Origin of the sequence: Ottowia sp. VDI28 (assembly GCF_049532675.1) — a bacterium.
Taxonomy (GTDB): domain Bacteria; phylum Pseudomonadota; class Gammaproteobacteria; order Burkholderiales; family Burkholderiaceae_C; genus Ottowia.
In genome coordinates, this window is record NZ_CP149820.1 from 1,218,859 (window position 1) to 1,242,463 (window position 23,605).

Below are 23,605 nucleotides of genomic sequence, written 5' to 3' on the forward strand. Positions count from 1 at the left end.
AGCGTTCAGCAGGAGGTCCCACATGAACTCAGCAACCTGGAGGCAGGAGTGGCAGGCGATGATCGATTCGGTCGGAACCGACTTCGGTGCTCAATACAACCAGCAAGGAGCCGATGCCGTCGAGGCGGGGGCTATCCGGCGTTTTCTCGAACCCCTGGAGTTTGACTGCGCTCTGCATCGCGACCCGCAAGCTGCCCTAGAGCACGGGTACCGCGGCATCATTGCGCCCTACAGCTCCCTGATGACCTGGATTACCCCCGCCTTGTGGGAACCTGGGCGGCAAGTATGGGACGCCGCAGGGAGTGACGCTCAGCCGAACGCCGCCATGCGCTTTCCCTGGATCGGCGACCACATTCCCCAGCCTCCAACCACCAGGTCATTCGCCACGGACCTTCAGGTGGAGTATGTGGAGCCGATCGTCGTGGGAGACCACTTGTCAATATCCGGTGCAAAGCTGCTGGCGTGCAAACCCAAGGAAACGTCAGTGGGACGAGGCGCTTTCCTGATGTGGCAGAGCGAGGTCCGCAACCAGAACGGAAGCCTGGTAGCCCGGGTCTGCTTTGAGCGGTATTGCTACAACCCGGTGGCCCGGTCAGCGCAGGAATCCGCGGCCACGCCAGAAGCAGGAAGAGGGACACATGGCGGCAACTGAGCAAAGATACTGGGAAGACGTGGCCGAAGGCGACCCGCTGGAAGAAGTTTCCATCCCGCTGTCCCTGCATCGGCTGGTGGTGGCGGCAGGCGGAAACCGCGATTTCAATGCGATTCACCACAACCCGAAGATCGCCCGGCAAGGAGGCGCCCAGGACGCCTACGCCAACAATCTCTTTCTTCAGGGCATGTGGGAGCGATGCGTCAGGGCCTATATCGGAAATGCGGGCGTGATCGTCAAACTCGCCTCGTTTCGCATGTCCAGTTTCAATCTGGCTGGCGACACCGTGGTGACGAAGGGAAAGGTGCTTCGCAAGTGGACGAACGAGAAGAAGAACCTCGTCGAGCTGGAGATGCGGTGCGAGAACGACCGGGGAGTCTCGGTCGCACCTGGCTCTGTCATCGTCGCTTTGCCAAAGCGGCCTTGAACATGCTCTCAGAGACTGAGAACCAGTTGAGGCGTGTGCGCGCGCGAGCAGCAAGGCGTGAACTGATCGTTCCTGGCTCGTTCCGCATCTGTCATGAACTGGTCGCGATGGTCGGGCACACCTTCAACGACCGTTGTGAGGCAACTTCCGCAGATACCGCTTTCGCAGGAGTAGGGCACGTCGACTCCAGCATCCAGTAGTACCTGTAAAGCGGTCATTCCTTCTTCTACATCGAGCAGGCGCCCATCGCTCAGGAGCCGGATCTGGAAGAAACAGCGACCATTCTGCTCGGACACTGCAGCGAAGCTCTCACGATGAATCCGGTCAGTCGCCCAGCCAATTGTCTGCGCGGCGGATTGCACGTAGTCGATGAATCCGGTGGGCCCGCAAATATAAAGCCGCGCATCCGGTGGAGAGTCGCGCAGGATATTCATTGCGTCAAAAGGACGGCTGTTCACGCCTTCATCGCTGAAGTAGAACTGGACTGCATCGCTGAAGTTGCCGGACTTGAGTTCGTCGTGGAATGCCATGACCTCGGGTCGCTTGGCGCAATAGTGCAACTCAAAGGCTTTGCCTGCAGCGGCCAGTGCTCGGGCCATGGCCAGAATGGGCGTGATCCCGATTCCTCCAGCCACCAGGATCGCAGGTGCTGACTCGTCCAGTCTGAAGAGGTTCCTTGGCATCCCGACCTGCAGGATGGTGCCGATCGGCGTTTGTTCGTGTATGGCTCGAGAGCCGCCGCGAGACTGTGGCTCTTCGAGAACGGCGATCCGCCAGGAGGGGGCACCGGGGTCACCGCAAAGCGAGTACTGGCGCATGAAACCACCGATGTTCACGTCTATATGCGAGCCCGGCTCGTACCGGGGCAACGGCTCGCCGTCTTCCGTGGCCGCCAACTCGAGGCTGATGATTCGCTCGGCCTCCCGCCTACGGCCGACAACCTGGACACGGAAACCGGTCCTGTCTGTGGTGTGCTGGCTCATGCGGTCTCGGCAGATGCAGATGCTAAGGAGACAGCGGACGGTATTGACGCAGCCTGCTCTGCGGCAACGAGCTCTCGGATGATGCGCCGAGCTTGAATGGCGCCGGCATCGATCCCCAGATCGACCCACCGCTTATCAGGAGTTTCCCGCATGCGTTGGAACTGCGCGTTGATGACGACTCGATCCTCCTCAAAGGTCGCGATGGTGTCAGCGTGCAGGGAGTCTGTCATGCCGGGATTGCTGGGCACTGCTTCGTGCGCTACCGACCAGAAATAGTGCGACGTGTGTGCAGTCTCCGGTGTAATGGCGTTGAATACACGCTGCTGGAACCCCCCGCTTGATTACCCTCCGTGCGCAGGGTGCCCGCTGGGACTGAGCCTGAGTAGATGGTGATAAGGCCGGGAATGAAATGGATCCTCTGCCAGCGGTCTACTGGATTTTCATAGCCATTCAGACGCATGTGAGTCGGCGGGGGGTGACCGAGCGCATGAAGCGTTCCACGGTCACAGAGCCATCGCCTCGCGTGGTGCGCATCTCGGCGTTCATGTGGGTGTTTGGATCACCGCCGATCGTTTGCACATGCACGTATCCCAGGTGGCTCAAATCCAGCAAGTTGTCGTTGATTAACTCTTGAGGGGCCTCGTAGTGGAAAAGCCCTCCCTTCCAGAGCCAATCCCCATGCCAGGGATAGTCCGGAGGGCTGCATGCTGGCGCGGCGTCGCCGCACCAGATCCAGACAAGCCCATGCTGTTCGACCAGCGGCCAGGATTTGACGCAGGCCTTCTTGGGAATGTTTGCTTGCCCCGGAATCTCGATGCACGAGCCGTTGCGGTCATACTTCATACCGTGGTAGCCGCAGCGCACAGTGCCGGCCTCTACGCGGCCCATTGAGAGCGGCAGGCCGCGGTGGCAACACTGGTCATGCAATGCCGCCGCGGCATTGTTTTGATCTCGGAAAAAAACGATGGGTGTATCCAGGATACGCCGTGCCAGCAGCTTGCCCCAGACGACTTCAGAAGACCAAGCCGCCACATACCAATTGTTCCTGACGAACATCCTGATGATCCTTCAGTCAATCGGCCTTGATGGCCAGTTCGCGAATGACGGGGCCGAAGGCCGCCCGCTCGCGTTGCGCAATCGCCTTGATATCTGCGGCGCTCATGGGCACGGGCTCAGCGCCGAGCTCCCGATACCTCGCTTTGAGCGAAGGGTCGGCCAGTGCCCGGTTCACGGCTTCATTGATGCGGTTGACAATCGCTTGTGGGGTGCCGCTTCGCACATACAGCGCGAACCAGGTGTCGTAGTCGAGCCCAGGGAATCCCAGTTCCGTGAGTGTGGGTGTATCTGGTAGCAGTGCCGAGCGAGATCCGCTCACCACGGCATAGGCTTTGAGCCGTCCGGCCTTCACGTGCGGCAGTGAAAGTCCGGGATCAAACATGAAGTTCACGTGGCCTGCAAGCAGATCCTGTATGGCGGGTGCCGCGCCTTTGTATGGGATATGCGTTGCCTTGAAGTTGGCACTGCGCTTGAACATCTCGGCCAATAGATGCGGTGAACTTCCCGCACCGGCGGACCCATAGGTCAGCGGTACTGAACTGGCTTTGGCGTGAGCCACGAAGTCCGCGACCTTCGACGCGGGAAAGTCGGGCTTGGTAACAAGAAAGGCTTGGATGCGGCCGGTGGCGGCAGCGGGGCGGACATCGGCCAATGGGTCGAAGCCCATTTTCTCGTAGAGGAATGGATTGACCGACTCGATGACTGTCGAACACAGACACAGCGAGTAGCCGTCAGCGGGTTGTTTCGCTATGAACTCTCCTGCCAGGTTGCCGTTCGCCCCAGGCTTGTTGTCGACCACTACAGGCTGCCCCAAGGTCTCTGACATCAACTGCGCCACAGATCTCGCCATCACATCGGCCAAGCCGCCGGCCGGGTATCCGACATAGACCTTCACCGGCTTGGCCGGCCAGGCTTGTTGAGCAGAGGCCGTTGATGCCATCGCCAGAAAAATGGTGCCGGCTTTCGCAAGCCGTGCAAGCAGTGATTTCACGTGGGTCTCCTATGTATGGTTGTAGCCGTCCCGACTTGCGGCTTTACCGGATTCTAGGAATCGCGCGATCACTGTGGGTACACTTTGAGAGATTTGAAATATCTCTAATAACGATGAAAATAGCGCGCTTCGACCTGAATCTGGTGCGTATCCTGCTCGCGTTGGATCAGGCGCGAAATGTGACTTTGGCAGCCCGTTCGCTCGGGTTGAGCCAGTCAGGATTCAGTACCGCTCTGGCGAAACTCAGACGTGAATCGGCGGACCAATTGTTTGTGCGCGGCCCGCATGGCATGGAGCCGACCAGCAGAGCCCAGGAGCTCATCGTCGCGGGGCGCGAGCTCGTAAGCAGATTCGAGGCCGAACTTCATGGCGCGCGCGTTTTTGACCCCGGAGCTGACCGTACGGAGTTCAGGATTGCCATGTCCGACATCAGTGAGATGGCGTTGTTGCCGAAACTATTGAGAGAAATCAGCGCGCTGTCGCCCCAGTGCTCGATCCGTACCTTGTCGGTTTTTCCGGACGAGATGGCGGCGGGGCTTGAGTCCGGACAGATCGACTTGGCCATCGGTTACATCCCCGATCTCAATAGCGCCGGGATCTATCAACAGCAACTGTTCATGCACACGTTTACATGCCTTCTGCGAAAGGACCATCCGCTCCGGGGACCCAAGCTCTCCAAGGCGCAGTTTGAGAGCCTGGACCACGTCATCGTGATGACACCCATTCGCAGCCAGGAACTTGTGGACCGCACTATTGAAGCCAGGAAGATTCGGCGCAACATTGTCATCAGGACGCCTCACTTTCTCAGCCTTCCTTACGTGCTCGCTCAATCCAACTTGTGTGCGACGGTCCCCGCCGCAGTCGGGGAAGCGCACACGTCAACCGGTCTGGTCAGAACCGTCGAGCCGCCATTTGTCGCCCCGAAGTTCGCCGTGCATCAGCATTGGCACCGGCGCTTCGCCAACGATAGCCGCAACAAGTGGCTACGCAGCATGATCTTCAGGTCATTGGGCCCGCAATGAAGGATAGAACGGGAAGACCTTTGATATGAGGGGAAAGATGCCGCAACGGATCAGTTCCCGTGCGGCGCAGCCCCGGACGTGACACGCAGCGCCTTCACCTGCGCAGGCGTGACATCCGCAGGCTGCCCGCCGTGCACACTGCGCAGGTAGTTGGCCAGTTGCGCCAATGCCGCGTCATCAAGCTCGCGCGCGAAGCCGGGCATGTCCTGCATGGCTTCATGGCCTGGGAATTTCTGCGCTTCGATGCCGTCGAGAATGGATACGATGAGGTTGTTCGCGTCAGCGTAGCGCACGGTGGAATTGCCATGCATGGCCACCGCCACGTGCGGCTTTCCTTCGCCCTCGCGTCCGTGGCAGCCGGCGCATAGCGCGAGATATTGCTGGTGTCCCTCGACTTTCCGGGCGGCGTCGGCTGAAGGCGCGGGTAGCGGCTTCGGTGCGGGTGGCGTGTCGCCCAGCAGGTAGGTGGCGAGGGCAGTCAGGTCGTCCGGCTTGAGGTATTGGGTGCTCAGGTGGATGACTGGGTACATCTCGCCGAAAGCCGAGCCTTGGGGCGCGACGCCGGTGCCGAAAAAGCTGCGCAGGTCTTCCAGCGTCCAGCCGCGCGCGGCCAGGCCTTCGGGGGTGATGTCGGGGGCTGCCACGCGTGCCAGGGCGGCGCCTTTCAAGGGCAGGGCGCTGTCGAGCCGGCCCATCAGGGCGCGGGGCGTATGGCATTCGGCGCAATGGCCCAGTGCATTGGCCAGATAGCGGCCGCGCAGCCAGGCGTCGGTCTGTCCCTTGGAGGCATCTGGCAACTGGTCTTTCAGGAACAGGAGGTTCCAGCCGGCCATGGCCAGGCGAATGTTGTAGGGGAACGAGAGTTCATGCGGCTTGTTCGGCACGGCTGCCGGTTTCAGCTGCATCAGGTAGGCGTAGATGGCGTCGCTGTCGCCGCGCGAGAGGCCGCGGTACGAGGTGTACGGCATCGCGGGGTAGAGATGCTTGTCGGGCGTCACGCCGTCATGCAGGGCCTTGTAGAAATCGTCCGCGCTCCACTGGCCGATGCCGTGCTTCTTGTCAGGGGTGATGTTGGTGCCGTAGAAGGTGCCGAACGGAGAGGCCAGCGGAACACCACCGGCAAATGAGGCGCCCTGCGGTGCCGTGTGGCAGGCTGCGCAATCGGCGGCGCGGGCGAGGTAGCGGCCGCGCTCGATCTTCTGGGCATCGGTAAGTGCTTGCGCGGGGGCTGGTCGGCCGCCGGCGGGATCTCCGGGCCGTTACCACAGGCGGCCAGCGTGAGCACCACAGCGGGGAGCGCAAGGGCGCGGCTGAGATGGTGGGCAAGGCGGCGCATCATGACTCCTTCACCAGGCCAGGGGTGGAAAGGATCACGTCTTTCACCGCCTCGTAGTAGCGTACATAGCCGGTGCAGCGGCAGATGTGGTCGTTCAGTGCGGCGGTGATGGTTTCTTCAACCTTGTCCTTGGCAATGGGCTGGCGCTTGAGGCGTTCCACCAGCACGGTGGCGCCATTGACGAAGCCCGGTGTGCAGTAGCCGCACTGGAAGCTGAAGTGATCGAGAAACTTTTGCTGGATGGGCGAGAGCGCGACCACTTCGCCTTTCTCGTTGCGCTGGGCATGGCCTTCGACGGTGCGCACCTTCTTGCCGGCGAAGAAGTGCGCGCCGGTAATGCAAGTGCGCTTTTCCTCGCTGGTGCCGTCGTCATGGTCGAGGATCAATACACAGGCACGGCACACGCCCTGGCCGCAGCCCAGGCGCGAACCGGTGAGGCCCATGTACTCGTGCAGGAAGTCGATCATCATCAGTCCCTCCGGGACATCGATGGGACCGACCGCCTTGCCGTTGACGGTGAGGGAAAGGGGCTGAATCGGTATAGCCATTTCAGTTCTCCATGGCGCTGCGCGCCGCCCGCGATGCATGAAACGAAAGAGCCGAACGGCCGCAGAGCAGGCCATGCGGGGAACGCCGTGGCCGGACCTGCGCCGGACACTGGCGTTGTCTCCCTCCCAGTGAGAGAGGGGGAAGGCGCCGAAGGCGACTCAGGGGGTGTTTCATGTCAACACTTCCTGGATACGCTGAGGGGTCACCGGCAGTTCGGTGAAACGGTGGCCGATGGCGTGTGCGATGCCGTTCACGATGGCGCCCACCACGGGGATCATCACGACTTCGGCAATGCCCTTGGGCGGGTCGGTTTCGGACAATGGGGGCAGCGCCTGGCCAGTTTGAGTCCAGACGGCCACGTCGCGCGCCAGGGGCAGGTGGTAGCGGTTGAAGTTCCAGGTGCCGTTGCCGGGGCCTTCTTCATAGAGCGGCAGGTATTCATGCAGCGCGTGGCCAATGCCCATGGCCACGCCACCCTGCAACTGGCCGGAGACCAGCTCGGGTGAGAGCTGCGTGCCGCATTCCATGATGGAGTGGTGTTTGAGAACGCTCACCTGGCCGCTGGCCTCGTGCACCGCCAGCTCGATCAAGGTGGCGAGCGCGGAGTAGTAGGTTACGGCTGCGTTGTTGCGCTGCACCGGCGGGATATAGACTTTGCTGCGGTCCAATACATGCCAGCTGGTGTCCGGGGCCGCGCCCTCTGAGGGCGTGCTATTGGTGGTATTGGTGCTACTGGTGTTATTGGAAGCGGAAGCATCCTTCTTGGGGGCATAGCGAAGAGACAAGCCATCGATGGGCAGCCGGACCATCTGCCCGTTGATCTCGAAATCGGCCTCGCTCCACTGCCAGCGGTTGAAGACATGCACCGCGGCACCGGTGACCAGGCCTTGCTCATGCGCGGCCTGGGCCAGCTGTTCCAGCGGCAGTGGTTGCAGGCCTCCTGCGGTCAGCTTGCCATCTACCCAGCGAGCGTCTTCCACGCGCACGACGAGCGGCGCGGCCTGGCCGCCACCGATGCCCTGGCTCCATATCGAGAGGGCCGCCGGCCACAAGCCTTGCATGAATATCACCCGGGCCGCTTCCCGCGTGCTGTGGGTGTAATAGTAGGCCGAGTTGGTGGCACTGGCTGGCGAGACGTAGGCGGGTGACCAGCGCGGGTTGGCCGAGAGCTTGTCCTGTTCTTCCTGGCTCATCAGGTAGGGGTCGCCGCTGGTGACGACGGGTAGCTCGGGCCAGTCGGTGATCGCCACGCGAACGTCGCTGGCGGGCTTGCCCAGCCAGCGCGCCACGGCCACTGCCTGGGAGGTGGACATGCCTGTTCCGATCTCGGCGCCGGAGTGATGCAGGGCGATGCGTCCGTCGGCCGCCACTTCCACCCTGGCGAGCGAAGATTCGGCTCCGGTGCCGAAGTCTTTCTGCACGCAGGCAAAGCCTACGCCATACCGCCAGCCCGGATGGCCGGCCTCGTAGGCGGTCTTGCGCTGGCCCCGTTCCTTCCAGATCGGGTGCGCCTGGGCGGCCAGCAATACTTCATCCGCCCGTACCGCGCCGCCCGGTATGGCCCCTTGCGTGTTCTTCATGCCCGAGCGCAGCGCGTTGCGGAGGCGGAATTCGATGGGATCGAGCTTGAGTTGCTCGGCGAATTCGTCCGCCATCACCTCCATGGCCGCCATGCTCTGCAGCGTGCCATAGCCGCGTGCCGAGCCGGCGTCGATGGCGCGCGAGGCGATGGCCACCGCGCTGAGATCGCTCTTGGGAAAGTAATAGATCGACTGCGCCGCCGTGGCGCCTACCATGGCCACTGAAGGGGAGAAGTTGGCGCGGCCGCCGCCGTTGCACTCGAGGTCTCCCTGGAAGGACTGGAATAGGCCGCTTTTCCTGTCTACCGCAACGCGGTAGCGCATAGTGAATGCATGGCGCTTGATCGATGTCTGGAATTGCTCGTAGCGGTCGTTGGCCAGGCGCACCGGCTTTCCATCGGCATACAGCGCGGCCGCGAGGCCATAGAAGGGAAAGTTGTAGTGGTCCTTCGAGCCATAGCCGACCGTGTAGCAGGGGTGCACCACGATCTTCTCGATGGGAAAGGCCGCCTGGGCCTTGGCGGCCATCTCGGCGGCGCTTTCAACCACTTCCGAGGGGGACTGGGTGGCCGCTACCAGGTGCATCGTGCGGGTGGCGCGGTCGTACCAGCCGTTGGCGTTGTCCGGCTCCAGGGCTGCGGTGTCGACGGATTGGGTTTTGTATTCGCGCTCCAGCACCAACCAGTCGGCTGGCGGCTGGGCCAGCTCCTTGCGGATCGCACCGGCGTGTGCCATGCCTTGCTCGCCCAGCTGACCGTGGTCGTTGCCGTCGGGCCACACGGGCTGGTGTTTGCGCATCATGCTGGGAAAGACCGGTGCATCCTTCAGGCTGGAGAACACATCGTCCGCGAAGGGCGTGGCACCGCCGACCCGTACAAAGCGGAACGTGCCCCAGGGGTCGCGTTCCAGGGGGCCGGTCTTCTCGCCGTAGCGGATCACCTTGTCCTGGAACTTGAGTTTGTCCTTGGCAAAGCGAAAGCGCGCGAAGTCGTGGTAGATCAGTATGGCGACGGCATGGCCGAGGTAGGCCGGTGTCTTGCCGGGGGGAAGCAGCATGTCCTCGCCGTAGAAGGCAGGAAAGGCCACGCCATCGCGCGCCAGGTCTTCGGCGGTGACCACGCGATCGGGCTTGAGCTCCTCGCCCAGCAACCCGAGGTCGAACCCCTGATAAAGTCTGTCGGCCTGGGTGGCGCGCAGGATGAAGGCATGCGACTGCTGCTGGGGCCAGTGGGGCATGTCGCGCGCGCGCACATCGCGGGCGAACACTTTCTCGCCGGTGACCTTGGCCATGCCGTCCACGCGAAAGCGCGGGGCGCCGGTCTTCGGATCCACCTGCACTGGCCGCAGGATTTTTTCCTCGAACAGCGCCGCGAAGGCTTGGCTGCCCAGCGGCGCGATGTAGACCGATATGCCGGCGATGACGCTACTCTTGAGCAACGCCCTGCGAGACATGGGCAGGTTCGGCATGGCTATATCCTTCCGTATTGGCTTTGCACGGTTCTATGACCCATTGTCCGTGAAAGACTCCCTCATGGGCAATTTTGCGGACAGAGAATCCGCGCCGGCTCTGAGCACTGCCGCTGGATTCCCGCCTACGCGGGAATGACAGGAAACGAAAGCCCAAAAAACCAAAAGGTCAAAAGGCCAAAAGGCCGCGGAGCAGGCCAAGCGTGGAGCGCCATGGACGGACCTGTGCCGGCCATTGGCGTTGTCCCCCTCCCGAAGAGAGAGGGGGAAGGCGCCGAAGGCGACTCAGGGGGTGTTATTGCGCTACAAAGCCGCTCTCTTTGATGATTTTTGCCCAGACGTCGGTATAGGCGCGTTCACGCGTGGCGAGCTGGCGGGGAGACATGTAGCCTACGTTGAGACCCATGTCCGTCAGCTGTTTGTGCACCTCGGGCATGGCCACGGCCTTTTCCAGGGCGCGCGTGAACGTATCGATGAAAGCGGCCGGCGTGCCCTTGGGCGCCCAGATGCCGTAGAAGGGCTCGTCTTCCAGGCCCTTGAAGCCGAGCTCGCTGAAGGTCGGGACATCGGGCAAGGCGCCCTGGCGGCGTCCGCCCAGCACGCCGATCATGCGCAGCTTGCCGGCGCGGTGATACTCGATGAAATCGGGTACCGAGCCGACGCCAGCGGCGATCTGGTTGCCCAGCATGTCGGCCATCATGGGGGCGCTGCCTTTGTAGGGCGCGGCCACCAGATCGAGGTTGTACTTCTTGGCCAGGAGCTGCACCAGGAATTCAGGCGTGGAAGCCGGCGCGGGGATGCCCACGGCGCTCTTGCCGCCCTTTTGGGTTTTTACCCATTCCACGTAGTCGGCCACGCTCTTGGCTGGCGTGCCGGGTGATACCGCAAGGCCATTGACGAATGTGGCGATGCCGCCCACGTTCACGAAATCGGCATCAGGCGCGAAGCCGGGCTTTTTGACCACCTGGGGCAGGATGGAGATGGTGTGGTCGTGCGAGAGAAACAGCGTGGTGCCATCGGCAGCCGCGGCCTTGAGCAGTTGCGCCGCCACTTGGCCGCCAGCGCCAGGACGGTTGTCCACCAGCACATTGCGGCCCAGGAGGTCTTTCAATTTTTCAGCCAGCAGACGTGCGATGGCGTCCGAGCCGCCGCCGGCAGGGAACCCGACCAGCAGATGTATCGGCCGCTGATCGTCCGCGGCCCATGCGGGCGCTCCGGCGATACCTAGCGCGGCGGAGGCCAGCAGTCGGGTGGAGAAAGTGCGGCGATCGATCATGGCAAAGCTCCGATGGGTAAGTTTGATGATTCTAAGAGTGTGTTTACGAATTCATACAAAACTGCTTCTGGAACGGCCAACCGTTCGAACTGAGCTTGCCCCGCCCAGGGCTAGGCCTCTATGGGGCAGCCAGAGTCCCGGCCGGCAATTGGTCAATTTCTGCCAGCAATAACGCCAGTGCGCGGCCCGTGCTTTCCAATAGCGCATGGCCGTCTTCGGCCGTGGCTGCCGCCGCGTTGCCCATGGCACCCGCCGGGTTGTAGTCTTGCGCGGCCCAGGCGAGTTTGGCGCTTTTGCCATTGCCCAGGGTCGGGAATTTCGCGGCCCGGTCCCTGGAGGTCGAATGGAAATCACGCGCCGCCTCCATGCGCACCTGTCCGGGCTTGAGGGCACGCATCATGGCGGTCTCGATCTGCCCGGCATGCACGCCGAAACGATGTTCATCCGCGGAGAAACGCGCGCTCACGTCTTCACCATCCGCTCCTCGCAGCGGCAGGTTGAACCAACTGCTGGTGTAGACCAGCAGCCCAAGCCTTGCCCGCAGATCGCGCGCCACGATATCCAGCAGGCCGACATTGCCGCCATGGGTGTTGAAGATCAACAGCTTCTTCACGCCACTGGTCGCCACGCTTTCCGCGATATCTGTCCAGAGGCGGATGACCGTTTCGGCTTTCAGGGTCAAGGTGCCGGCAAAGGCGGTGTGCTCGGGGCTGTAGCCGATGGCCTGTACCGGCAGGAACAGCGCGGGCAGCTCAGGCGGAAGATGCGGCAGCGCCGCGCAGACGATGCCCTGCGCCAGATCGGCATCGACCGAGAGCGGCAGATGCGGGCCGTGCTGCTCGGTGGCGGCCACAGGCAGTATCGCGATCGTGCGCTCCAGATCGAGTGTGGCGAAGTCGGTGGTGGCCAGGTCGTGCCAGAAACGGGAGGGCGTGGGCATCGGCACAGTTTACCGTCCGGAACGTGTCTACGATCTCCTTGCGGACCCTCCGAAAATGTGTGCTGGCAGCTCAGGCCTGCGGCGCGTACATCCAGCGCCGTGACCACGGTTGGGTCTGCGCGCTTTGCCCTGCGCGGCGGCACAGCACCTGAAAGAGCGAGATCTCGTCGTGCTCGAACGCCCATTGGCTGCCTACCAGGTAGACACGCCAGATGCGCCAATGCTTTTCATCCACGAGCGATCGCAGGTGCTCGCCCTTGGCTTCGAACGCTTCGCTCCAGCATTGCAAGGTACGGGCGTAGTGGCGGCGCAGGCTTTCCGCATCCATCGCCTCCAGCCCGCCTTCCTGCATGGCCGTGAGCACGGTCCCGATGTGCGGCAGCTCTCCCTGCGGGAATACGTAGCGGTCGATGAAGCGGCCACCGCCGTGGCTGGTTTCGCCGTTCTGAGGGTCGGTGCTGGTGATGCCGTGGTTCAGCGCCCAGCCGCCGGGGGCTAGCAAGTCATGGATGATGCGGAAGTAGTTCTTCAGGTTCTTCAGGCCGACGTGCTCGAACATCCCGACGCTGCTGATGCGGTCGAACGGGCCTTTCACATCGCGGTAGTCCTGCAGGCGAATGTCGATCTTGTCCTGCAGCCCGGCGGCGCGCACGCGCTCGGTTGCCAGCTCGAACTGGTTCTTCGAGAGCGTGATGCCGACGCAGCGGGCACCGAATTTCTGGGCAGCCCGGAGCACTAATGCACCCCAGCCACAGCCGATGTCCAGCAGTGTCTGCCCAGGCTGGAGTTGCAGCTTGGTCAGGATATGGTCGATTTTTTTCTGTTGCGCCTCCGCCAGGGTCTCATCGCCGTTCTCGAAATAAGCGCACGAGTAAACCATCGCCGGATCGAGCCATTCGGAGTAGAACTCGTTGGAGACGTCGTAGTGGTACTGGATGGCTTCGCGGTCTTGCTCGCGGGTGTGGCTGGCGGCGTCCGCGATGCGGTGGATCAACCGGCTGACCAGGCCATCGGAGTGTTCGTCTTCGCCGCCATCGGCCAGGCGGTGCGCCATGTCGACGATATCCTGCACCGAGCCCGTGACATTCAGATGCCCTTCCACATAGGCGCGGCCCAGATTGTCGAGGGTGGGAGAGAGCAGAGCGGTGGCGCCGGCAGCGTTCAGAACGTCTAGCGTGACGCGCGGGGTATCGAAATCACCCAGCTTGAGGCCCTGGCCGCCTTGCCAGCGCACCATCAGCGGCAAATTGAGGCGGCGGCGCAACCGTTCCGCCCAAGGAGAAAGGGCGGAAGCCATACCGGAAGAATCAAGGCTCAGTCTCATGGGTCTCGCGGCTCCTGTTGATCTTGTATGTGAGGAGAAGAAAGACGCGCCTGACGCAGGGCGCCAGCGCCCGGTTTTTATTTGCTTACATCGTACCGGATAGAAAAAAGTTGCCACGTTCATGCGGGTTTTGCTGGTAAGAGAATTTTTCATCGCCGGGCCGTTCCCAAGATGAAAAGCGCCCCCTTGGGGGGCAGCGGACCATGCGGAGCAGGGGAGCGTGGGGGTCATTTTTTCATCGCCGGGCCGTTCCCAAGATGAAAAGCACCCCTCGGGGTAGTGGTTCACGCAAAAGCCTATAGTCGGGGGCGAATGGTTCGCGGCGCCGGGAACCATATGCTTTTGCCGATAGTCATAGGCTGTTGGTCTCCCATTTGTCGTCATGAGCCGAACGTTATCCTTTCTCGGCAGCGTGCTGATCGCTGTCTTCGCCGTGGCCGGTGCCGCCAGTTCCACGATGGCGGTGGCGCAGACGCACGCTGCCAAGTCCACGGTCACCACCGATCAGGTGCGCGCGGAACTGGTGGCGCATGCGCCGCAAGGCGTGCCGACCGGTCCTGGCGCCGACACTGCCGGCCAACCTGTATGGCTTGGGCTGCAACTGACCCACGCGCCCGAGTGGCACACCTATTGGAAGAATTCAGGCGATTCCGGCTTGCCGACGGAACTCGAGTGGGAGCTGCCCCCCGGCGTCATGGCCGGTGACATCGCCTGGCCGCTGCCCAAGAAGATTCCCATCGGTGATCTGGCCAACTACGGCTATGAGGGGACCGTCCTGCTGCCGGTGCCGCTGACCATCACGCCTGAATACAAGCCGCCGGTACTGGCCAATGCCCTGGATGTGAAGCTCAAGGCCAGTTGGCTGGTCTGCCGGCAGGAGTGCATTCCGCAGGAGGGCGAATTCGCACTGCAGATTCCGTTGCGCAGCTCCACGGCCTTGAACGGCTCGGCTTTCGATGCCGCGTTGAAGAACCAGCCGAAGCCCGTGCAAGGCCGGCAGAGCGTGCAGATCGCCCCGGATGGCAAGCGCCTGACCGTGCGCGTGGAGGGCTTGCCGCCTGCCGTGCGTGGCCAGACGCTGGAGCTGTTTCCCGAAACACCGCATGTGCTGCTGACAGCGGCCAAGTTGGCGCCCGAAGGCCAACCGGCTACGCCGGCCACCTGGTCCCAGCGCTGGGAAGGCGGCGTATGGTCTGCTGACCTGCCGCTCTCCCCGGATCGGGCGGAGAGCCCTCGCATGATGCCCCTGGTGCTGGTGGGAGACGGGCAGGGCTGGCGCGCCGAGGCGGCTGTACAAGGAGAGTGGCCGCCATTGGCGCCGCTGGCGGGCGTATCGCCCGCGTTGGAGGCTGCCCTCAAGGCCAATTCGGCGAATTCGGCCAACGCCCAGGCGGCGCCCATGCCGCCGGCTGAAGCGGTGCCGATGGGGACTTTCCTTCTGGCGCTGCTGGGGGCTCTGTTGGGTGGCATGGTGCTGAACCTGATGCCCTGCGTATTCCCGGTCCTGGCGATCAAAGTGCTGGGCTTTACGGGCCAAGCGCAGGACAAACGGGCTCATCGCGTGAGCGGTCTGGCTTATACCGTGGGGGTGGTGCTGTCGTTCCTGCTGCTTGGCGGCCTGATGCTGGGCCTGCGCGCTGCGGGCCAGCAATTGGGCTGGGGTTTCCAGTTGCAGTCGCCCGCCGTGGTGGCCGGGCTCGCCGCGCTGTTCACGGTGATCGGCCTGAACCTGGCGGGTTTGTTCGAATTCGGCAGCTTCCTGCCCAGCAGCGTGGCCACCATGGAGGCCAAGCATCCGGCGGTCAACTCGTTCCTGACCGGCATCCTGGCGGTGGCCGTGGCTTCGCCCTGCACCGCGCCTTTCATGGGGGCTTCTCTGGGTTTGGCGGTGGGCCTGCCGGCGGCACAGGCGCTGCTGGTGTTTGGCGCCATTGGCCTGGGCATGGCACTGCCTTATCTGGCGGCGAGCTGGGTGCCGGCGGTGGCGCGGCTCCTTCCCCGGCCGGGCGCCTGGATGCAGGTCTTCAAGCAGTTCATGGCCTTTCCTATGTTCGGTACGGTGGCATGGCTGCTGTGGGTGCTGGGGCAGCAAAGCGGGATTGATGGCGCCGCCGCACTGCTCGCGCTGCTGGTGGCGCTGGCGCTGCTGCTCTGGGCGCTCGGCCTGGCCGGCCGCACGCGCATGGTGATGGCGGCATTCTCGGCCGCGGCCCTCGTGTGGCTCGCTACGGGTATCGGCCCCAACGTCACCAAGCCGCTGGAGCCGGCGCAGGCCTCTGCCATGCCGCAGGCCGGTGAGCGCTGGAGGCCTTGGTCGCCTGAGCGCGTGGCTCAAACGCTCGAAGCGGGCCAGCCGGTCTTTGTCGATTTCACGGCTGCCTGGTGCGTGACCTGCCAGTACAACAAGAGAACCACGCTGAGCAACAGCGAGGTGCTCGCCGCGCTTGACGCCGCCAAGGTGCGAACCCTGCGTGCTGACTGGACGCGGCGCGACGCCACCATCACGACCGAGTTGCAGCGCCTGGGGCGCAGCGGCGTGCCTGTGTATGTGCTGCAGGCCCCGGGCAAGGCACCGATCGTGCTGAGCGAAGTGCTGAGCGTGACGGACGTGAAGGCGGCGCTGGGGAAGCTCTGAGCGTGAGCTCTCGAGTTCTTCGCGTTTCCTACCCGCAGATATAGCTCGACGCCGCGAACGGATCGCCGCTCTGGAAGACCGCGCGCTGTGGATAGGGGCACATGGGTTGGCTCTTGCTGAAGGGCACCGCGCTCGGCGATTGGAGATCGACCCGCTGGGGCTCGATGCCTTTTTCAACCCAGTCTGTAAGCAGTTTGTAGACTTGCCCGCGCGCGGGGACCGGTGGGTTGGCCTGGGGGTTGGCCGTTCCATTTGGCGTCGAGTGTCCCATGCCGGGAACGAGGTAGAGCTTGTAGAAGCTCTGCACGGCGGAAAGACCGCCAAGCTGCTGCGCCACGCGGTTGTAGTAGTTGATGCTGCCTTGGGGGAAGATGACTTCGTCGTTGAGACCGTGGACGGTAATCATTTTTCCTCCCCGGACGCGGAATGCCGAAAGATCAGGGTCGTCCGTATTGATATTGGCGAATCTTGACTGCAAGGCGATACCTTGATCAAAAGCGTTATTCAGTGCCGCGTAGCTGAGCGCTTTCCAGCCGTCCTGCCCGCTGCCTCGGGCATTTCTGAATCCCGCGTCGCCCAGCGTCGGATCCTGCAACTCGAGAGCCACCATCTGCGTGGCAATCGAGAATGCCGCTTCCGGCATCGCAACGCCGAAGAAGCTGCCGAATGACGTGCCTCTGGTAATACCGTACCAGCGCTGCAGGCCAGAGGGCTCAAGGCTCCATCCGTTGTCCACGGAGGGCGACGGCGCGCTGCCATCGCTGGTCATGCCGTACCAGATCTTGTTGGCAACCTGTGCCTGCGCAGTGCTGACACAGGCTGCGGTCGTGTTGGTGCCGCCGGAGGAGGTGCACAAGACTTCTGGATCGGAGACGGGGTCATAGCGGCACTGATCAGGCGCCAGCAGGTACCCCAGGTGCTGCCCGCCCACGACGTCGCAAGCCTTGATGGCGGCGTTGGAGACGAGGTCTGATTGGGCATGAGTCAGCGCCATGCCACCCAGGTCTCGTTGATAGACGACTTGCGGGTACAACTCCGCAGTGATGAATTTGGTCCAATGGATGGCGGGATAGGCCGCCGCGATCCCGTCGAAATCCGCCGGGTTTACCTGGGCTTCCTTCAGGCCCTGCCGCCCGCCAGTGGATCCTCCGTCCCAGTAAGAATACTTCGGCGGTGTGCCATAGTAGGCCGTCGCGAGCGCCTTGGCCTTGACGGCCATTTCGTGGATGCCGCGCTCGGCAAAATCCTTCCATAAAGCATCGTTGATGGCTCCATCGGGATTCATGGCAAACGATCCCGAACCGCCCGGGTCCTGGTGTCCTGTGTCCGTCGTGGCGGACACGGCTCCTTCATTCTGAGCCACTTCCCATGGGGTCATCAGCGGAGCGACATCGGAACTGGAGGTGTTGTATGTACCCTGCCAGCCGCCCCCGCCTAGTGCGTGAAAGCGCTGGTTCCATTTCTCGGAAGAAGGCAGCCAGATCTGAATACCGATGCCAGGTGAGGTCGACGGCGCATCCGCTGGTCCCGGATGGCCCGGGCCGACTCGCAACTCGACGGCGCACAAGTCCTGCGTGGCCTTGGGCGTGGTGGGCGTGGCCTCGCCTGTCAGGATCAATGGATCGCCGGCCTTGAATGACTTGACGGCCACCACGGTCGTGAGCGCATCAGGTGCGAACTGCGACTTCATGGTGTCATTGCATGCCAACAGGGCGACGGGAACGGGATCGTCGCTGCCTCCGCAGCCTAGAAGCGCGCTGCTCGCACAGATTACCGCCGTGATGGTGCGGCATGCACGTGAGCGACCGGAAGGATTCCGGCGTAGTAGGACATGGTTCATGAGGTCTCCTTCATGGGGTGAATGTTTGATGCATTAAAGTGCATATGTCACTGTGCCGAGTCCTTTGAACCACGTCTATCGAGTGGCGGGGTGAAACTATCCAAGTTTTGCTTTTTTGGGTTGGGGAATTCCCTGGCTTTCCTCTTGGTTGGTGATCTGGTTATTCAGGTAACATTTAACAGGGTGTTTGGCCCGTAGGCTGCAATGCGCACAAAATTGCATGTTTGGTGGCAGATGAGAAGATGCCAGGAGGTGCCATGGAGTTCGATTCGGATCAGGAATACGCTGCAATTCCGGCTCCGTGCTATGTCCCGCCTCCTGAGCCTTTGATGTGCTCGCCGGAGACGTGGCGCGGCCCGCCCATTCGACTCTGGTGCTTGCCGGACGACGCTTGCTTCGAAGCGACTTATCAGGCCGAAGCGCACGTCGCGGTCTCTCTTTCGGGTCGTGGTCGGCGCTGGTTCGGGCTAGGCGGGCGTTGGCGGGAGCTGTCGACCACGCCGTCCATGGTCGAGACCTACCAGGGTGGCTTTCAACTCGACCGGTCTAGATTTTTAGGCGAGGCAGGCGAAATCATCGATATCGAACTACCTGCTGCGATGGTTGCCCGCATGATGCCCAGCGAAGGCCAAGCTTTCAACCTCAAGACGCAGCACGAGCTTTGCGATCCGACGCTTGAAGGAATCATGCGCGCGATGTGGCTGGAGGCCCAGACTGGGTCTTTGCGTGGACCGTTGTACACGGAAGGGTTGACCATTGCGCTGCTGGGATTGCTGGTGCAGCATAGGCATGCGGGCTCCGGAGAAAGAAAAGCCCTGTTCGTACCTTGAGCGCGTCCCAGCGCAATTGCCTGCTGGAATACATTGAATCGGAAATGGCCAGCGAACTCAACCTGGAGCGGCTGGCGAGAGCCGTGAACATGAGCCCATATCATTTCTCCCGTCTTTTCAAGGCCACGTTCAACCAGTCGCCGCATGCTTTCGTGATCGAGCAGCGGCTTCAAGCTGCATGCGGTTTGCTGCGGGTGGAGGCCGAGCGTTCGATCGCGGACATCGCTGCTAGCGTGGGCTTTTCCAGCCACTCCCACTTTGCGGAAGCGTTCCGGCGGCGGATCGGGACTACACCCACGGCATGGCGGCACATGGGGCACCCATGCCCTCGCGATAGTCCTGGGACCGCCAAGCTCCAGCTTGGCAGACAGCGCGTGCAGGAGACGCTATGGCCAAGCTGGAGCTTGGCGGTCCCACGGGGATTATTCGGCCAGCTCGTTGAGCAGCATGAACAGCGTTCCCATGCCCGCTACCGCGCCAGGCAGTGCCCAGCCGGATTTGGCGGGTGTGAGTTCAGGGGCGATCGGCTCCAGATCAACGCCTGCTTTCGGCCGGCGCGCATCGAGTGCCATCCGGGCGCCCGTTTCAAGGCGCAGCTTGCGTGTCAGATCGAGCAGCGGTAGCTCGGCGGACCTGGTTTCCACGGTGCCGCCATCCTTTTCCAGCAGGGGGCGCAGCGTGGCGAGGGTATCGGAGAGCCACCCTGAGCGCCTCAAATGACGCATCTCGGCGCTCATCCAGCGGCTGGCGTGGCGTGTCAACGGGGGTACGCAGCCCACCATCAACCAGCGGCGCGGCCCGTCGATGGCTTTGCCGGCGGGCGCGGCTTGCTGCCGGGCCAGGAATTCGGCTGCATAGGCAGCATCGTCGACATAAAGGATGACGGTTTCCATGCTGGGCTCCTGCTTCTGGGTTGAAAGGGCCGGTGATGCCGGCTGAGGGGTGGTTGCGGCTATTCTGGCCGCATTGTCCAGGGACGGACTCAGGGGGCGCGCTCGGCTTCGGGCGCGGCAGGTACATCTACATCTTTCTTCGATCGGCGGTTGGTCAGCCAGGCACCGCCCAGCACGCCGGCGATACAGAGCGCCATCACCAGCCAGCGAGCCCATTCAATGGGTGCTTCCTTCGTGCCGAACCAGTTCGAGAGCAAGGATTCGCTGACGAGCATCGATCCTGCTGTATAGGCCAGCACGGCCGCGCCCAGGTAGATGATGATCGGAAAACGCCCCACGAGCTTGAGCACCATGGTCGAGCCGAACACCATGATCGGAATGCTGATCAACAGGCCCGCCACCACAAGGTCAATGGCGCCGTGTGCAGCTCCTGCCACGCCCAGCACGTTGTCCATGCCCATCAGGGCGTCAGCGATCACGATGGTCTTCATGGCACCCCAGAAGGTGCTGGCGGCCGGGCCGTGCTCGTCCTCGCCGCTGTCGTGCTGAGTCACGAGCTTGTAGGCGATCCACATCAGGCCGAGGCCCCCGACGAGCATCAACCCGGGGACTCTGAGCAGCCAGACGACGGCCAAGGTCATGGCTGTGCGTACGACGATGGCGCCCACGGTGCCCCAGACGATGGCTTTTTGCTGCAGGTGCTTGGGCACGTTGCGTGCTGCCAGCGCAATGACGATGGCGTTGTCGCCTGCCAGAACCAGATCGATCAAGACAATGGTCAGCAGGGCGGACCACCAGGGTGCGGAAAGAAACTCCATGACAGCAAGACCTCGATAACGGAATACCAGAACCCATCCGCTGGATTCGGCCGAGGATGCTGCTGCTTTTTTGGGGCTTGGAAAACAGCCGGAAAACAAGAACAGCCTCGATCAACCGCCTCATGCGGAATTCAGGCAATACTGAATAAGTTTTAGGTCAACTTGCTCAGCGCTACCCTAGATCGAAGGTCTTGCTCGGCGGGGGTATCACGTGCCGTGCATACCCGCCAGGCAGGCCGGAGGTTTTATCAACCCCGTGCTGACGACCTGCCAAACGCCCTGCGCGGCATCTGCCGGCATGGCGGGAAGCTACTCCCCTTCAGACAGCTTCATTAAAGCACTGTCCGCGGGCGGAGGCAAACGGGTTTCCCCCTTGGGAAACCCTGAGAATACTCACATTCCTACTTCGCGTAGTTGTAGACGCCTTGGCCCGTTTTGCGGCCCAGCAGGCCAGCGGCGACGTATTCGCGCAGCAGGGGGCAGGGGCGGTATTTGCTGTCGCCGAACTGCTCCAGGTACACCTCCATCACGGCCAGGCAGACATCCAGGCCCACCATGTCTGCCAGGGCCAGCGGGCCGATGGGGTGGTTGCAGCCCAGCCGCATGCCGGCGTCGATGTCTTCAGGCGTGGCGAGGCCTTCGGCCAGCACGAAGAAGGCTTCGTTGATCATGGGCACCAGGATGCGGTTGACCACGAAACCAGGGGCGTTCTTGACCGTGATCGGCGTCTTGCCGAGCTTCACGGCCAGATCCTTCACGGTATCGTGCGTGGCGTCGGAGGTCTGCAGGCCGCGGATGATCTCCACCAGCGCCATCATCGGCACCGGGTTGAAGAAGTGCATGCCGACGAACCTCTCGGCGCGCTTGGTCACGGCGGCCAGCTGCGTGATGGAAATGGACGAAGTGTTGGTGGCGATGATGACTTCTGGCGCCAACAGATCGTCGAGCTGCTTCAGGATCTTGTTTTTCAGATCGTGGTTTTCGGTGGCGGCTTCGATCACCAACTGCGCGCTTTTCAGATCGTCGTAGTTCGTGCTGCCTTTCACGCGGGCCAGGGCGGCCGCCTTGTCGGCTTCAGTGATCTTTTCCTTCTGCACCAGGCGGTCCAGGCTCTTGCTGATGGTGGCGACGCCCTTGTCGACCGCGGCCTGCGCGATATCGACCATGACGACGTTGACGCCCGAAACCGCGCAAGCCTGCGCGATGCCATTGCCCATGGTGCCGGCGCCGACGATGCCAACGGTGGTGATGCTCATGTGTACTCTCCTTTAGGGGATAAAAAAGGCCTTTTTAAGAACGTAGGCACGTTCCGGCGCAACCCTGAATCATATTAGGCCTGTCGCTGGCTTTGGGGCCGAAGCAGGGCGCTTTGCCTTGTCCTGGGCGCGAATGGGGGTGTTCGTGCAAAATCTGCTGCATCCATACTATTTCCGAAAGCAGCCGGGAGCCGGTTTCCCGACGCTTTTCTCCTTACCTGCCATGCCGCTGTCTCCTGCTGCTGCCCGACGCGAAGTCCACCACCGCGTGATCGATATGAAAACCTATGCCCGGGAAGACGGGCTGTTCGATGTCGAAGCGCACCTGGTGGATACCAAGCCTTTCGATTTCGTGCCTTTGGCGTTGCCCAAGCCCGTGTTTGCCGGCCAACCTATCCACGATATGTGGATCCGCCTGACAGTGGATGGCAGCTATGTCGTGAGGGCGATCGAAGCCGCATCGGATACCACGCCGTATCCCGTCTGCAAGGGCGCGCAAGACACGCTGTCCGTGCTGGTGGGAGAGCCGCTGGCGAAAGGCTGGTCGGCCAAGGTGAAAGAGCGGCTGAGGGGGCGGCGAGCTGCACGCACCTCATGGAAATGCTGATCTCCCTGGCCACGACGGCGCTTCAAGGCATCTGGGGCACGGATACATCCCGGCTCCAGAGGCTGGCGGGCGAGGGCGGAGAGGGTAAGCTCGACAGCTGCTACGCCTATGGCCGCAGCCGGGAGGTGGTGAAAATGCAGTGGCCGCAGTATTACGTGCCGGCCGATGAGCGCGATGCGTGACGGTGGTGGCGTGATGGTTTGAGCGGAGTGGGCGGGTTTCAAACCCGCCCGCTTCCAGCCCATCCCGGGGCGCCGCTCTCAGTTCCTGAAACGCCGCCGCGTCAGCGCCAGGGCAATCCAGAAGGCCCCCACGGCATAAACCGCCAGTACCGCCGCGTTGCGCCAGGCGTGCTCAGGCCACTGGTCGAGAAACAGCGGCCGCACCAGATCAATGGCGGCGGCGAGCGGCAGCCAGTCGGCAATGGCGCGCACAAAACCTGGCAACTGCTCACGCGGAAAGAAAACGCCGGAGAGAAACATCATCGGCGAGAGGCCGAGCGTGAAATAGTATGTGAAGAAGTCGTAGCCCTTGGCCAGCGCGTTGAAGATCAGCGCGATGCAGCTGAACGTGATGCCTACGCCGAGCAACACAGGCCACGCCACCAGCAGCTTGGGGCTGTGGCTGATCGACAGCGCCAGCATCACGCACAGGATGGCGGTCACGGAGAACAGCGCCTTGAAGGCGGCCCACAGCATTTCGGCCAGCACGACGTCGTCGAGCCGGACGGGCGCGTTGAGAATGCCGTCCCAGGTCTTTTGCACATGCATGCGCGAGAAGGCGGAATACAGCGCTTCGAAGCTGGCTGCGTTCATGGCGCTCATGCAGATCGAGCCGCTGGCCAGGAACAGGATGTAGGGTACCTGCTGTCCCTGGATATTCACCTGCCCGACGAGGGCGCCCAGGCCGTAGCCGAAGGCCACCAGCCAGATCAGCGGCTCGGCGATGTTGGCCAGCAGGCTCGGCACGGCCAGCTTGCGCCACACCAGCAGGTTGCGCAGGAAAACGGGCCACCAGCGTGCCGACAGACGGGGCACGCCCCAGATGGACGGCTGCGGATGCACGGTGGCGGAATCGGTTTGTACGGTCTGCATACGTCTATTGTGCGGCGTCGGCCACAATC

Annotated in this window: 21 protein-coding genes and 2 pseudogenes; 8 read left to right on the top strand and 15 right to left on the bottom strand. The window is 62.6% G+C overall.

All coding sequences use genetic code 11. The features are described from left to right. Positions 1-22 precede the first annotated feature (22 nt). Entirely contained in the window at positions 23-652 is a 630-nt protein-coding gene (locus WJU18_RS05665; protein ID WP_423459150.1) for an FAS1-like dehydratase domain-containing protein, read from the top strand. After that, positions 639-1,079 (top strand): hypothetical protein, encoded by a 441-nt coding sequence (locus WJU18_RS05670; protein ID WP_423459151.1) that lies wholly within the window; start codon positions 639-641, stop codon positions 1,077-1,079. Before WJU18_RS05665 ends, WJU18_RS05670 begins: the two co-directional genes overlap by 14 nt. Positions 1,080-1,087: 8 nt before the next feature. Here the strand turns inward: WJU18_RS05670 and WJU18_RS05675 are convergent, their stop codons facing one another. From WJU18_RS05675 to WJU18_RS05690, 4 genes and pseudogenes are all read right to left on the bottom strand, one after another. Next, a complete protein-coding gene (locus WJU18_RS05675; RefSeq protein ID WP_423459152.1) occupies positions 1,088-2,062 on the bottom strand; it encodes a PDR/VanB family oxidoreductase in 975 nt (324 codons plus the stop codon). After that, positions 2,059-2,385, bottom strand: a pseudogene (locus WJU18_RS05680) (hypothetical protein); the annotation flags it as partial. The gene WJU18_RS05675 and the pseudogene WJU18_RS05680, both read right to left, overlap by 4 nt. 127 nt (positions 2,386-2,512) lie before the next feature. Continuing rightward, on the bottom strand, positions 2,513-3,118 hold the full coding sequence (locus WJU18_RS05685; RefSeq protein WP_423459153.1) for a Rieske 2Fe-2S domain-containing protein: 606 nt from the start codon (positions 3,116-3,118) through the stop codon (positions 2,513-2,515). A gap of 16 nt (positions 3,119-3,134) precedes the next feature. Continuing rightward, entirely contained in the window at positions 3,135-4,109 is a 975-nt protein-coding gene (locus WJU18_RS05690; RefSeq protein WP_423459154.1) for a Bug family tripartite tricarboxylate transporter substrate binding protein, read from the bottom strand. Between the two features lie 113 nt (positions 4,110-4,222). Here WJU18_RS05690 and WJU18_RS05695 point away from each other — a divergent pair, with 113 nt between their 5' ends. Continuing rightward, on the top strand, positions 4,223-5,131 hold the full coding sequence (locus WJU18_RS05695; RefSeq protein WP_423459155.1) for a LysR family transcriptional regulator: 909 nt from the start codon (positions 4,223-4,225) through the stop codon (positions 5,129-5,131). Positions 5,132-5,181: 50 nt separating this feature from the next. Here WJU18_RS05695 and WJU18_RS05700 read toward each other — a convergent pair whose 3' ends face one another. From WJU18_RS05700 to WJU18_RS05725, 6 genes are all read right to left on the bottom strand, one after another. Beyond that, positions 5,182-6,327, bottom strand: a complete 1,146-nt coding sequence (locus WJU18_RS05700; protein WP_423460944.1) for a c-type cytochrome — start codon at positions 6,325-6,327, stop codon at positions 5,182-5,184. A 139-nt stretch (positions 6,328-6,466) separates the two neighbouring features. Continuing rightward, complete coding sequence (locus WJU18_RS05705) at positions 6,467-7,054, bottom strand: (2Fe-2S)-binding protein (protein ID WP_423460945.1); 588 nt, start codon at positions 7,052-7,054, stop codon at positions 6,467-6,469. 132 nt (positions 7,055-7,186) lie between these two features. Further along, positions 7,187-10,063 (bottom strand): xanthine dehydrogenase family protein molybdopterin-binding subunit, encoded by a 2,877-nt coding sequence (locus tag WJU18_RS05710; RefSeq protein ID WP_423459156.1) that lies wholly within the window; start codon positions 10,061-10,063, stop codon positions 7,187-7,189. A gap of 295 nt (positions 10,064-10,358) precedes the next feature. After that, positions 10,359-11,339: a Bug family tripartite tricarboxylate transporter substrate binding protein gene (locus WJU18_RS05715; RefSeq protein ID WP_423459157.1), complete on the bottom strand. Its 981-nt coding sequence runs from the start codon at positions 11,337-11,339 to the stop codon at positions 10,359-10,361. Between the two features lie 118 nt (positions 11,340-11,457). Continuing rightward, positions 11,458-12,279, bottom strand: a complete 822-nt coding sequence (locus WJU18_RS05720; protein WP_423459158.1) for a creatininase family protein — start codon at positions 12,277-12,279, stop codon at positions 11,458-11,460. A 70-nt stretch (positions 12,280-12,349) separates the two neighbouring features. Next, complete coding sequence (locus tag WJU18_RS05725) at positions 12,350-13,603, bottom strand: class I SAM-dependent methyltransferase (protein WP_423459159.1); 1,254 nt, start codon at positions 13,601-13,603, stop codon at positions 12,350-12,352. Positions 13,604-14,060: 457 nt separating this feature from the next. Between WJU18_RS05725 and WJU18_RS05730 the strand changes: the two genes are divergently transcribed. Next, complete coding sequence (locus WJU18_RS05730; protein ID WP_423460946.1) at positions 14,061-16,238, top strand: protein-disulfide reductase DsbD family protein; 2,178 nt, start codon at positions 14,061-14,063, stop codon at positions 16,236-16,238. Between the two features lie 28 nt (positions 16,239-16,266). Here WJU18_RS05730 and WJU18_RS05735 read toward each other — a convergent pair whose 3' ends face one another. Then, positions 16,267-18,078, bottom strand: a complete 1,812-nt coding sequence (locus tag WJU18_RS05735) for a tannase/feruloyl esterase family alpha/beta hydrolase (protein ID WP_423459160.1) — start codon at positions 18,076-18,078, stop codon at positions 16,267-16,269. Positions 18,079-18,335: 257 nt separating this feature from the next. On the opposite strand from WJU18_RS05735, the gene WJU18_RS05740 reads away from it, so the two are divergent. Next, positions 18,336-18,908, top strand: coding sequence for a hypothetical protein (locus WJU18_RS05740; protein ID WP_423459161.1), 573 nt, complete (start codon positions 18,336-18,338; stop codon positions 18,906-18,908). Positions 18,909-18,952: 44 nt separating this feature from the next. After that, positions 18,953-19,207, top strand: a pseudogene (locus WJU18_RS05745) (helix-turn-helix transcriptional regulator); the annotation flags it as partial. 123 nt (positions 19,208-19,330) lie between these two features. Here the strand turns inward: WJU18_RS05745 and WJU18_RS05750 are convergent. The 3 genes from WJU18_RS05750 to WJU18_RS05760 form a co-directional block, all read right to left on the bottom strand. After that, a complete protein-coding gene (locus tag WJU18_RS05750) occupies positions 19,331-19,801 on the bottom strand; it encodes a hypothetical protein (protein WP_423459162.1) in 471 nt (156 codons plus the stop codon). Between the two features lie 89 nt (positions 19,802-19,890). Next, positions 19,891-20,619, bottom strand: coding sequence for a TerC family protein (locus tag WJU18_RS05755; protein ID WP_423459163.1), 729 nt, complete (start codon positions 20,617-20,619; stop codon positions 19,891-19,893). Positions 20,620-21,020: 401 nt separating this feature from the next. Beyond that, positions 21,021-21,875, bottom strand: a complete 855-nt coding sequence (locus WJU18_RS05760) for a 3-hydroxybutyryl-CoA dehydrogenase (protein ID WP_423459164.1) — start codon at positions 21,873-21,875, stop codon at positions 21,021-21,023. A gap of 223 nt (positions 21,876-22,098) precedes the next feature. Between WJU18_RS05760 and WJU18_RS05765 the strand changes: the two genes are divergently transcribed. Continuing rightward, on the top strand, positions 22,099-22,482 hold the full coding sequence (locus WJU18_RS05765; protein ID WP_423459165.1) for a DUF2889 domain-containing protein: 384 nt from the start codon (positions 22,099-22,101) through the stop codon (positions 22,480-22,482). Beyond that, on the top strand, positions 22,470-22,664 hold the full coding sequence (locus WJU18_RS05770) for a hypothetical protein (protein ID WP_423459166.1): 195 nt from the start codon (positions 22,470-22,472) through the stop codon (positions 22,662-22,664). The genes WJU18_RS05765 and WJU18_RS05770 overlap by 13 nt, the downstream gene beginning before the upstream one ends. 78 nt (positions 22,665-22,742) lie before the next feature. On the opposite strand, the gene WJU18_RS05775 is transcribed toward WJU18_RS05770, so the two are convergent. After that, complete coding sequence (locus WJU18_RS05775) at positions 22,743-23,576, bottom strand: ABC transporter permease (protein WP_423459167.1); 834 nt, start codon at positions 23,574-23,576, stop codon at positions 22,743-22,745. Positions 23,577-23,605: the final 29 nt, after the last annotated feature.